General features: G+C 57.9%; 10 protein-coding genes, 1 tRNA gene and 4 pseudogenes. 5 read left to right on the top strand and 10 right to left on the bottom strand.

What is annotated here, in order from left to right; all coding sequences use genetic code 11:
- The 5 genes and pseudogenes from H4P12_RS06325 to H4P12_RS06305 form a co-directional block, all read right to left on the bottom strand.
- On the bottom strand, positions 1-840 hold the full coding sequence (locus H4P12_RS06325; RefSeq protein ID WP_187792828.1) for an ABC transporter permease: 840 nt from the start codon (positions 838-840) through the stop codon (positions 1-3).
- Positions 841-847: 7 nt separating this feature from the next.
- Complete coding sequence (locus H4P12_RS06320; protein ID WP_187792827.1) at positions 848-1825, bottom strand: ABC transporter permease; 978 nt, start codon at positions 1823-1825, stop codon at positions 848-850.
- Positions 1826-1954: 129 nt separating this feature from the next.
- Positions 1955-3493: an ABC transporter substrate-binding protein gene (locus tag H4P12_RS06315; protein WP_187792826.1), complete on the bottom strand. Its 1539-nt coding sequence runs from the start codon at positions 3491-3493 to the stop codon at positions 1955-1957.
- A 192-nt stretch (positions 3494-3685) separates the two neighbouring features.
- Positions 3686-4072: pseudogene (locus H4P12_RS06310) on the bottom strand (transposase); the annotation flags it as partial.
- 76 nt (positions 4073-4148) lie between these two features.
- On the bottom strand, positions 4149-5093 hold the full coding sequence (locus H4P12_RS06305; RefSeq protein WP_187792825.1) for a glycosyltransferase family 61 protein: 945 nt from the start codon (positions 5091-5093) through the stop codon (positions 4149-4151).
- Between the two features lie 587 nt (positions 5094-5680).
- Here H4P12_RS06305 and H4P12_RS06300 point away from each other — a divergent pair.
- Positions 5681-6202, top strand: coding sequence for an SMI1/KNR4 family protein (locus H4P12_RS06300; protein ID WP_187792824.1), 522 nt, complete (start codon positions 5681-5683; stop codon positions 6200-6202).
- A 44-nt stretch (positions 6203-6246) separates the two neighbouring features.
- Positions 6247-6471: a hypothetical protein gene (locus H4P12_RS06295; RefSeq protein WP_187792823.1), complete on the top strand. Its 225-nt coding sequence runs from the start codon at positions 6247-6249 to the stop codon at positions 6469-6471.
- Positions 6472-6479: 8 nt separating this feature from the next.
- Here the strand turns inward: H4P12_RS06295 and H4P12_RS18725 are convergent, their stop codons facing one another.
- The 5 genes and pseudogenes from H4P12_RS18725 to H4P12_RS06270 form a co-directional block, all read right to left on the bottom strand.
- A complete protein-coding gene (locus H4P12_RS18725; protein WP_187792822.1) occupies positions 6480-7205 on the bottom strand; it encodes a YetF domain-containing protein in 726 nt (241 codons plus the stop codon).
- Positions 7206-7483: 278 nt separating this feature from the next.
- Positions 7484-7560, bottom strand: a tRNA-Pro gene (locus tag H4P12_RS06285).
- Between the two features lie 65 nt (positions 7561-7625).
- A complete protein-coding gene (locus H4P12_RS06280; RefSeq protein WP_281390398.1) occupies positions 7626-8600 on the bottom strand; it encodes a DMT family transporter in 975 nt (324 codons plus the stop codon).
- A pseudogene (gene leuB / locus H4P12_RS06275) lies at positions 8601-9724 on the bottom strand (3-isopropylmalate dehydrogenase).
- Between the two features lie 105 nt (positions 9725-9829).
- The gene (locus H4P12_RS06270; RefSeq protein WP_187792820.1) at positions 9830-10546 is read right to left on the bottom strand and encodes an SDR family oxidoreductase; all 717 of its coding nucleotides are present in this window, start codon (positions 10544-10546) and stop codon (positions 9830-9832) included.
- A 76-nt stretch (positions 10547-10622) separates the two neighbouring features.
- Here H4P12_RS06270 and H4P12_RS06265 point away from each other — a divergent pair, with 76 nt between their 5' ends.
- The 3 genes and pseudogenes from H4P12_RS06265 to H4P12_RS06260 all read left to right on the top strand — a co-directional run.
- Positions 10623-10985, top strand: a complete 363-nt coding sequence (locus H4P12_RS06265) for a DUF488 domain-containing protein (RefSeq protein WP_343069774.1) — start codon at positions 10623-10625, stop codon at positions 10983-10985.
- Between the two features lie 164 nt (positions 10986-11149).
- Positions 11150-11259, top strand: a pseudogene (locus tag H4P12_RS19250) (IS5/IS1182 family transposase); the annotation flags it as partial.
- A 42-nt stretch (positions 11260-11301) separates the two neighbouring features.
- Positions 11302-11613: pseudogene (locus tag H4P12_RS06260) on the top strand (transposase); the annotation flags it as partial.
- Positions 11614-11655 lie beyond the last annotated feature (42 nt).

The raw sequence follows: 11655 nt of genomic DNA, 5'->3' as shown, positions 1-11655 counted from the left end.
TCAGTCCTTCCTTCCGCGAAGATGCGGGTTGACGGCATCATTCAGCCCTTCGCCAATCAGGTTGATCGCGATGACGGTCAGCAGGATTGCAACGCCCGGAAACACGCTGAGCCACCACGCCTCGCGCAACATCGTTCGCGCGGCACCGATCATGTATCCCCAACTCATCATGTTGCGGTCGCCCAGGCCCAGAAACGAAAGGGAACTTTCGGTCAGAATCGCGGTGGCCACCATCAACGAGGCGGTGACGATGATCGGCGACATGGTGTTGGGCAGGATCTGGCTGAACATGATCCGCAGCGGCCTTTGCCCCAATGTCACCGCGGCCTGAACGAATTCGCGCGATTTCAGGGACATGAATTCCGCCCGGACCAGCCGCGCCACCGGCGGCCAGGACACGATGGCGATGGCCCCCGTGATCGAGGTGATCGACGGCGTGAAAATCGCCACCAGAACGACCGCCATGGCAAAGGCCGGGATGGTCTGGAAAAACTCGGTAAATCGCATCAGCAGATCGTCCACCCAGCCGCCAAAGAACCCGGCGATCGCGCCCAGCACGACCCCGACAAGGACCGCCGCCATGGTCGATATGACCCCGATCAGCAGCGAAACCCGCGCGCCATGGGCCAGCCCCGCGGCAATATCACGACCCAGCAGATCGGTGCCCAGCGGATAAAGCGGATCCCCCCCCGGAGGCAAAAGCGGCGGCCCGACGCTTTGCCAGGGATCGCCCGGATACAGCAATCCGGCAAAGGCCGCGATGAACAGGACGGCGGCCAGCAACAGCAGCCCGATGAGGGCGCCGGGATGCGCGGCGAAACGGCGGGTGAATGACATCATAAGCCCCCTACGCCCCTTGCTCGATCCGCGGATCGACAAAGCGATACAGAAGATCCGCGATCAGGTTGACCAGAACCACCATTGCCGCCGTGATCAGAAAGACGCCCAGCAGGACCGGATAATCACGCGACAACAATGCGTCGAACATCAGGCGACCGATGCCCGGCCATGCAAAGACGGTTTCGGTCAGCACCGCCCCGCCGACAAGCTGCCCGGCCTGTAAGGACGCAAAGGTGAAGATCGGCAAAAAGGCGTTGCGCAAGGCATGGCGGCGGATGATGCGCCCCTTGGGCACACCCTTGGCCCGCGCGGTCTTGATGAAATCCTGACCCATCACCTCTAACATCGAGGCGCGGGTCAGCCGGGTATAGATCGCTGTGAAAAACAGGCCCAGCGTCACCACCGGCAGCACAAGATGCCACGCGATATCCTTGACCCGCGCCCAGCCGGTCAGGTTCGCGCCGATGGTTTCCATGTCAAAGGGTGGCAACCAGCCCAGCTTGATGGAAAACAGCAGCACCGCCATCAGCGCGGTCCAGAAAAGCGGCGTCGCGTAAAACAGCAGGGCGCCGAACATGATGGTGGAATCCAGCACTCCACCGCGCCGCCACGCCGCGATGACACCGAACAGGATGCCGAAGACCAGCGAAAAGACCAAGGCGCAGCCCGTCAGCAACAGGGTCGCCGGAAGCCGGTCCATGATCAGATCCAGCACCGGCAACTGGTTGCGATAGGAATATCCCAGATCCCCGGTCAGCACGCCCGACAGATAGTTCCAAAGTTGCACCGGCAGCGGCTTGTCCAGACCGAATTGCGCCCGAAGCTGGGCAAGATATTCCGCATCCCCCGCCCCGGCGTCGCCCGCCATCACCGCCGCCGGATCGCCGGGGGCAAGCTGGATCAGCAGGAAATTCAGTATCACCACGCCGATGACCACGAAGAATGCCTTGGCCAGGCGTCTTAGAATGAAATCCAGTGATTTCATGTTTCTACCATCCCCTTCCGGCATGTCGCAGGACCTGCGTTTCGGATAGCCGACGCTGCGCGCAGGTCAGACCAAAGCAACGGCAAGAGAGAGGCGCGTCGGCGCCTGCCCTCATATTTTGCCGCAGGATTATTTCGATATCCAGACTTCATCCATGGATTCATTCAGGCCGATCCCGGTGCGGATCAGGTTGCGCACCTTGGGCCGCCAAAGGGTCACGTTCTGCATGTCAAACAGCCATGCCATCGCCACATCATCGACAAGGATCTGCTGCACCTCGGCATATTTGGCCGCAACCTCATCCGGGTCGGTGCTGCTGGCTGCTTCGGCGAACAACTGATCAACCGCCGGGTTTTCATAGCTGACGTTATTGCCATAAGGCGTGCCCTTGACGATGTTCGACGACAGATAGTGCCGCGCAACGCCCTGTGCCGGATCGCCGTATTGGTAGGTAAAATTGAAGGCCAGGTCGAAATTGAAATCCGACATCGCCTGCGACCAACCGCCCGGATCAACCGCCTGAATGGTGATGTTGAAGCCAAGCTGCTCCAACTGCTGCTTGACGTATTCGGCCAGACGATCCCATTGCGAACCATAGGGCAGGCCCATCAGCCGGATCGTGTAATCGCCCGGATTCACCCCGGATGCTGCAATCAGTTCCTTGGCCTTTTCAATATCATAGGGATATTGCGGCACGTCATCGGTGTGATATTTGGTGGTCGCGGCAAAAGGCCCATCCGCCGGCTGGCCAATGCCGAACATGATCGTCTGGACGATGAAGTTGCGATCCAGCACATGCATCACAGCCTGCCGCACTTCCTTCTTCTCGAACGGCGGCGTCTTCAGGTTCATTTCCAGGAACACGACCGGCGAATACATCTCCCAACCTTCGACGCTGTTTTCGACGTCGGGCATGCCGGTCAGGCGACGCACCTCGAACCCCTCGACATCGCCGCCGCGCAGGATATCGACGGTTCCCTGTTCGAACGCGATGGCACGGGACGCAGAATCCGGGATCACGCGGAAATACAACTCATCCAGATAGGGCAATCCCGGCTTCCAGTAGTCCGGGTTCTTGACCAAGTGGATATACTGCCCGCGCTTCCATTCCTTCAGCATGAACGGACCTGTGCCAATCGGGTTCTGGTTGGCCGGGTTGGTCCGATAATCGGTGCCCTCATAGATATGCTTTGGAATGATCGGGAATGAGCTCAGCTCGAACGAATAGATGAACGCCGAGAAGGGCTTGGACAGCTTGAACACGACGGTCTGGGGGTCTGGCGCGGTGATGCTTTCGACATAGGTATTCGCGATCAAACGCCAGCGTGGATGTGCCTCACGCAGAAATTTATCGCCGGTAAAGACGACATCATCCGCCGTCATCGGCTGACCGTCATGCCACTTCACGTTATCCTGCAAAGTGAAGGTATAGGTCAGACCGTCCTCGGACACGTCCCAGGATTTTGCCAGCAGGGGCAGCGGCTCCAGGTCTTTGCCATAGGTCAGCAGGCTTTGATAGATCTGCCCACCCGCATAAAGTGTTGGCCCCTGAGTATTCAGGCCAACCATCAGGATCGGCGGTTCTGGCTGGACAATCATGTTCAGCGCCCCTCCGGGCTGCGGCGTCTCTTGCGCGCTTAACGGCGTCACCGAAAGGGCAACGGCCATCGCAACAGCACATGCACTGCGAATTCTCTGCAACACGTCTCAGTCTCCCTGTTTCAAGCGGGTTTTTTTTGGCGCTATTTTTGTCAACAATGATGCATCATACATCAAAGTCAACAAAACATTGTGGTGGCCTTGCCCGGGAAAAGTGGAAAGCACCAACTGAGGAACCAGAACGTGTTCTATCGAAAACGGGAACAGGACGGCGCCGGAATTTCGGCGTGAAGCGGTGCGGATGGCATTCTTGAGCTTGTTGAAGCATCGCTCGACCAGATTGCGGAGGGAATGCAGCGAGTGAGCCACACCGACGCGCATTTTTCGTGATTTGCGCATCGGGATCTGGTTCAATATATGTCGCGCCTCCATCTTTTCCCGAATGTTGTCAGCATCATAGCCTCGGTCTGCCAGCGGGACACTCGGCTCTGGCAGGTTGTCGGTCATGACCAGAACGGACCCCATGTAGTCGGATGTTTGACCCGGGGTAGTTTCGGTCCTCATGGGCAGGCCCGTTGTATTGACTCGGAGGTGGATCTTGGTCGTAAAGCCACCTCTTGAGCGGCCAAAACCCTGTCGTGGCGCTCCCACGACAAATCTAGCTCATAATGCTTCCTTCGATTTCTTAGAAAGAATCACGTCATTGAACCGTAGGACTAAATACCTACAGATGGCTAGCTGATGGTTCTTTGAGAGGAGCGACTCTGAAGTTGTCAGCATTCCATACATGATCCAATGCGCTGAGAAGAGAGACCGGATCCACTTCAAAGCTATCGTTCTGGAACTCTGAAAAAAATTTTTGTTTCATATTATAAGCGGATTTTACATATCTAGGTTTAATTTTACCCCTTACACCGATCCATCGACATCCCACTTGCTGTGCCATCATACGAAAAATATCACTGGCTATCCCGCAAGGAATGATCTCGACAATGTTCGTTACTTTAGTGCTATTGGAAGGTCTATACAGCAGTAGACCAAGAGCTGCTCCATGAATCGCGACAATTGTCTCACATTCAGAAAATAATCTGAGTTGATCAGCTATGTGCAGGTCTTCCGCGTATATGGTTTCGAAACCTCTCTGACGCAGAGCAATTTCAACTTCTTCTTGATTCAAGATAGTACGCGATCCCCGTCGCGCTATCAGTATTCTTTGAGGAAGTGTGCCTCTGCTAGAGCCCAGTTCATTTAACCTTTCAAGTATAGAAGATGAATTGATCCATTTATTTGAATGCGGCCTATGAATATTTCCATGATTTTGTAGTATTTTTACGCTCGAGCCTCTAACAGGCCCATCTGTGAAATAAGCATTTATGCCAAGAGCCATTAGCAAGTCTCGTCCATAGCTAGGCATATTTTTAGGAAAAATAACATTGATATCTGAAATATGGCACCCTAAAGCTGATTCGACAAAAGAAAGCAGGGGAATATGTTGATTGAGGAGGTGAGACCAGTTTTGTGGGCTATTATACCTAAAATCAATGCATATTCCTTCATGAAAATCTATTGTAGACTCCCTTCCTCGTCCTCGGAGTCGATCGCGCATCCGTAGTCGAGGCTGCATTGTCATCGCGCCCTCTTCTACTATTTTTACTTCGCCTGCAGGCATAATTTTTTCTGGTAGTTGGATAACGTCACAGCCTGGTATAGCTCGGTCTAAAAAAAAGATCTGGCAGAAAAAACTACCGAGGGAGCAATTCGAAAGGCTGGCACTGCTTCTTTATGCTCAACAGAAGATTTTTGACTTTGCATGATTTCTTTCTTCGATCTATATACTTAAGACATCTAATTTATAATCAAACTATTTGGTTCGAATGTCCAGAGCTTACAGATGCATTGATAGGGCGTGAGGCCGCCGAAGATCTTGATCTGGCGCGCGAAGTTGTAGGCTGCCATGATTGCCTTAGGTCATCTTGACAAAAGGCGGACCCAGAGGCGGATGGACGTGATGTCTATGAAGCCTGGGAAGCTCTCGGCGGTTTTGTCCTAGGCCGTCTGACCGCTTTCCCGGTTTCGCTGCAGTTGCCCTGCCGCACCGCCGACAGACGACTTTCCGCGCTTTATTACCGATGTGAGAGCAGAGGCGCCGAACAGCAGACGAAGCAGCGCCCATTGTAAGCGTTTGATTGCACTGCTGCATCGCGATGCACCCTACCGCCGTCAACGCCGATAGTAGCACTCAATCGAGTTCCCCGAGTGCTCGCAGAAGTCGCGGCAAACACCGACCCGGATCAGGTCAACAGCCATTTCACGCGCCCTGATGCCCGCGAATTCCGCACGCGCCACAATCCGGTCGATGTGGTTCCGGAGAGCCTCTGGGGGGATATTACCTTTTATCCTTTCGCCGCGCTGGATGATCAGCAGATCGGCTACGCAATCGACGGCCGCACCGGCGAAGCGGTCGCGGACTGGCCGCCGAACATGCTGGTCGTTGCTGATTGCGGCGGCAATCCGATCATGCTGGATCCGTCGGTCGAGGGTGAGGTGTTCTTTGCCATTCACGGAATGGGAAGCTGGGATCCGCAGCCGGTCGCCAAGGATATCTCGGGGTTTTTTAAGCTGTTGATCGCATGGCTGGAAACGTCCCAGCAGCGCGGCGAGGGCCTTTATGACGAAACATATGAGCTTGATCCTGACTCGCTCGCGCTGTTTCGCGATCTTGCCGCAGCGCAATGCGTCGACGACAGATATATCCGGAACGCCATTGCTCTGCGTTAGACCGGCCGTCCGGCATCCGCCTTGGGCGGGTCCATGACGACCTGATGTTCGCATGTGATTGTCGGGACGGGCAGGCCTCGCTGCTGGTTGTTGCCCGAGAGATCGGTTTTGCAAAGGCGGTCTTCGGGTTCGCCTTGCCCGCAGTGATCGGCAACATCGTCGGCGGCACGATGATATTCACGGTCTTGATCTGGGTGCAAATCAGGTCAGATCGGATCGACACAAAGATCGACGAAGAGTTTTCCCATAGCCGGTTCCGGACCAAATAGACGGATGGCTATTCGCCCCAATTGCGCCCGTTCGCTTTCTGCCCGCCCGCTGCTTTCACCCAATGCGAGCGCCCGCAATTGGGGCAAGCCGTCCCCGCATCGGGCGGGAAGACCCGCGTCAGCCCGCAACAATAACAACTTGCCGCCTCTCCCGCTTCCGGCGGCGGCAGGCTCGGGGCCGTCGGGATCAAATCCAGCGGCGGCACGATTGCCAGCCCCGGACGCGGCGTGTCGAACAGGAAGACCGAGACCTGGCCGCCTGCCTCCATGAACGCCCATTCCACCGCTCCGAGGTTCCGGACACCGTGGATGCGCAGAAGCTCCATGACCTCAAGCGTGTTCAGATCACGGCGCGACGCGCCCGCCATGTCGATCACCCCATCGCGGACCAGCAGGATCGGAGAGTTGGACAGCGCGCTCTTCAGGAAATCCTGATTGTGGATGGCCCTGTCAGCGAATTTCGTGACCAGAATGATCACCGTCATCGCGACCAATGCGTGAATGATCGGCACATCCTCATAGAACGTCAAATCGCCCACAGCCGAGCCAAGCGCGATGATCAGCACAATATCGGTCATCGACATCTGAGCGACCGCTCGTCCGTTCAAGACCCGGATCAAGATGAAGCAATAGAGATAGGCAAGCGTGCTTCGAAAAATGATCTCAAGCAGAAACAGCCAAGGCGCGCCGTCAAACCACATGCGCCCCGCTTCAAATGGAATGACATTCTCCACGCGCGTCCCCCTCTCGCGAAAACGAAACACCTGCCGATCGGGATTGGTTTCACCGGCAATGCGGGCCGCGATGATCTGCGCCCCAATGACCCAGAAGGTGATGCCGTTGCCGCTCTATGAACGCCAATACGTTGCGCCGCTTCTTCAGCATACAACCGATTGAACTGCCGGGGCGGGGGGCTTGCGGCTGGGCCCGCTATCCCGCGCCTGAAGCAAAAAACCGACCTATGACGAAAAGTCGGTGTTTCGATGTCGAACGACACTTATCAACTGAGAAATGGTCGGAGCGAGAGGATTCGAACCTCCGACCCCCTGCTCCCGAAGCAGGTGCGCTACCAGGCTGCGCTACGCTCCGACCGTGGTGGGGCAGGTAGCGCGGGGCGGGGGTGAATGCAAGGGGATTCGTCGCTGGGCGTCGTTTCAGTGGTGCGAATTGCCGCGATGAAACAGGATGCGGCCCAACAATGTGGATTTCGGCGTGGTGACGGTATCGGCCCGCATCCGCGCTGCAATGACCGGCCGATTTGAGGCATGCCCATGCGAACGCTCGCGCCAGACAATATACAGCCCCGAGGCGATGATCACGCTGGCTCCGATGATCGTCGGCAGATCCAGCCTTTCGCGAAAGATGAACCAGCCATAGATCGTCGCCCAGATCATCTGGGAATATTGCATCGGGGCAACGATGGCCGCCTCTCCGGTGCGATAGGCAAGGATCGACAGAAAGCCACCTGTCAGCCCCAGAACCGAAATCATCCCGGCCATCGCCAGATGCGGCAATTGCATCGGCACATAGGCCAGGCCAAGCGCCGATCCGGTCAGCAGCAGGTTGCCCAGCATCGGCCACATCAGCAGGACCAGCGGGCGCTCGGACCCGCCCAGCTTGCGCGTGACGACGGCCGAGGTCGCGCTGCAGCAGGCGCCGAAAAGGGCCGCCAGATGGCCAAAGGACAGCGCCTGCCCCGTCCCCGGACGCAACACGATCAACACCCCGCACAGGCCAAGCGAGACGGCCAGCCAGCGGTGAAAGCCGACACGTTCACCCAGAATCGGGATGGACAGCAGGGTGATCAGCAAGGGCGTTGCGAACAGGATCGCATAGACCTGTGCCAGCGGCAGAACCGAAAACGCATAGAAGGCGCAGACCCCGGACATCATGGCGCAAAACGATCGCAGCGCGACCCATCCGGGGCCATTGGGCCGCAGGGTGCCCGGCGTCTTTTCCTGCATCAGGATCAGCGACACCAGCGGAAAGGACAACAGCGAGGAAAAGAACAGAACCTGCAGCGACGGGTAATGCGCGCCCAGTAACTTGATGATCGTGTCATGGGTCGCGAAGACGCCCATTGACGCCAACGCGAAACCGATCGCTTTCAGATTGCCTGACGCGGCCAATTACGACGCCGCCAGCGCCGCCACGATCTTGTCCCCCATCTGAGAGGTCGAGACCGGGCTGCCGCCTTCTGGTCCCATCAGATCGGCGGTGCGGACACCATCGGCCAGAACCTTTTCCACGGCAGCTTCCAGATCGTCGGCGGCCTGACCTTCGCCAAAGGAATAGCGCAACGCCATCGCGAAGCTGAGGATACAGGCGATCGGATTGGCCTTGCCCTGCCCCGCGATATCGGGGGCTGAACCGTGGACGGGTTCATACAGCGCCTTGGGCCGACCGTTCGCCATCGGCGCACCCAGACTGGCCGAGGGCAGCATGCCAAGGCTGCCGGTCAGCATGGCGGCGGCGTCGGACAGGATGTCGCCGAACAGGTTGTCGGTCACGATCACGTCGAACTGGCGCGGGTTGCGGACCAGCTGCATGGCGCCGTTATCGGCATACATATGCGACAGCTCGACATCGGGATATTCGTTGTCATGGACCCACTGCACTTCCTCGCGCCAGAGGATGCCCGATTCCATCACATTGGCCTTTTCCATCGAGCAGACCTTGTTGTTCCGCTTGCGGGCCAGTTCAAACGCCGCACGCGCCACACGCCGGATCTCTCCGCTGGTATAGCGCTGCGTGTGATACCGACGCGGCCACCTTCGTTATCGGGATTGTTGTTGTCGTCATGGATGCCGCGCGGCTCGCCGAAATAGACGCCGCTGGTCAGTTCACGCACGATCAGGATGTCCAGACCGGCGACGATGTCGCGTTTCAGCGAGGAGAAATCCGCCAGCGCGTCAAAGCATTGCGCCGGGCGCAGGTTGGCAAACAGGTCCATTTCCTTGCGCAGACGCAACAGGCCGCGTTCCGGCTTCACGCTGAAATCCAGATTGTCATATTTCGGGCCGCCGACCGCGCCCAGCAGCACGGCATCCACGGATTGCGCATGGGCCATCGTCTCGTCCGCCAGGGGCTTGCCGTGCTTGTCATATGCCGCGCCGCCGACAAGATCATGGCTGACATCAAAGCTCATGCCGCGATTGGCCTGAAACCAGTCGATCACCTTGACCACTTCGGCCATGACCTCGGGGCCGATCCCGTCACCGGGCAGGATAAGAAGCGAATAGCTGTCGGACATGTCTTTCCTCCATGACGCGCCAGCCTGCGCCGAGCGCTTTGACCTTGGGTTAGACGTCGCGCGATCAAGGGTCAAGTTGGCGGGGGCGAAGTTTGCCCGATCCGATCACCATGGAAGCGTCCGGCCCGCGCGGTCAACATAATGCAGGCCCGGTCTTCCCTGTTGGATCAGCAACGTATCGACAACCTCTGGCATGGCTTCATCCATTGTGATCGGCGCATCCTCCCCGCCCAGATCGGTCCGAATCCAACCCGGAGCCAGCAGGACCAGCGACCGCCCGGCATCAGCCTGACGCGCGGCATAGCTGCGCATGCACATGTTCAGCGCCGCTTTGCTGGCGCGATAAACCTCGTTTCCGCCACCGGTATTGTCGCCGATGCTGGCAAGGCCCGACGACATGACGCCAATCATTCCATGGGGCGTTACACGATCCTGCAGACCTTCGATCACGCGCATCGGGCTAAGCGTGTTGGTGATCATCAGCCGGGTAAATTCTTCGGTGGTGGTTTCGGCGATTGTTTCGTTCATGTCGTCATTCATCACGCCTGCATTCACGAACATCATGTCAAAGGCCTGTCCGGCAAGGCGTCGATCCAGCGCGACGATCTGGTCCGGCTTGTTGATATCCAACAGCTCGATCGCGATCTGGCTCTCAAATTCATCGGCCAGATCGTGAAGCTGCGTGCGGCCGTCGCCACGAACCGTGCCGGTGACGCGCCAGCCGCGGCGGGCAAGTTCTTGCGCCATGGCATGACCAAGGCCGCGGGATGCACCGATGACAAGGGCAGAGCCTGCGATTTCCGATGGGTTTTCCGACTGCATCCAGTTAACCTTTCCAGGTGACGACCGTGATATTTAGGCCGGTGTGACCGGAAGGAACAACACAGGAGGCTGCATCGTGGCGGTTCCAGCCGCACATATCGCCCTGAAACGCGCTTATGAGGCCGCTTCACCCGATGACGGGCTGCGCATCCTTGTGGATCGTCTGTGGCCGCGCGGCGTCAGCAAGGAAAAGGCTGATCTCGATGACTGGATGAAGGATATCGCGCCCAGCACCGCTTTACGGAAATGGTTCAACCACGATCCGGCAAAATGGGCCGAGTTCAGGCAGCGCTACAAGACCGAACTGGCTCAGCATCCCGAACAAATGGCAAAGCTGCGCGAACTGGCCCAAAAGCAGAAAGTAACCCTGATCTTTGGCGCGCGCGACACAGAACATAATGAAGCCGTTGTCCTGAAAGATGTGCTGACCGCCACCTGAAGCCGCATCCGATGCCCTCAGGTGCGGAAAGCGCCACAGCGCCCGAATCGGGACCGGGACCGGGGCCGGATTCGGTCAGATATTCATCGCCCTGACCCTGGTGTCAGGACCCATTGTTTTCCGGTTTTCGGCATGATTCACGGCTCGAAAATCCGGCGGTGACGATGTCTGATCTTTTCTGGCTGACGGATGCGCGGATGGCCGTCCTGCCCCCTTCTTTCCCAAGTCCCACGGCAAGCCCCGCGTTCATGATCGACGCGTGCCGAGTGGGATTGCCTTTGTCATGGGCCACGCAAGACGCTTTGCAACCGTTGGAAGCGCCGGACAGGTCAGCGACGGCATCGGTGCGCGGGCACTCCTGTCCAGCTTGCCGAAGGTAGACTGCTTGCTCGGGGACCCGGGCCATGACGCTAACTGGTTCAGGGACGCGTCGCAGCACAAAGGGAGACCTGCCGGCATTCCGGGTCGAACACAACGCAGGACGACCGTGAAATACGACAAGCAGCGTAACCGCATCGAGATCATGTTCGGACACCTCAACGATTGGCGGCGTCCCGCGACCCGCGACGACCGATGCGCGAAAGCCTTCCTCTCCGTCAGCGCAGGCGCAGCAACCGTCATCCATTGGCGATCAGACCTGACCCTGAAGCGAATCAAACCGCGTCACACC

It is taken from the genome of Paracoccus amoyensis (assembly GCF_014490725.1).
Lineage (GTDB): Bacteria > Pseudomonadota > Alphaproteobacteria > Rhodobacterales > Rhodobacteraceae > Paracoccus > Paracoccus amoyensis.
Note: the sequence above shows the minus strand (reverse complement) of the source record. Positions and strands in the feature narration are given on the sequence as shown.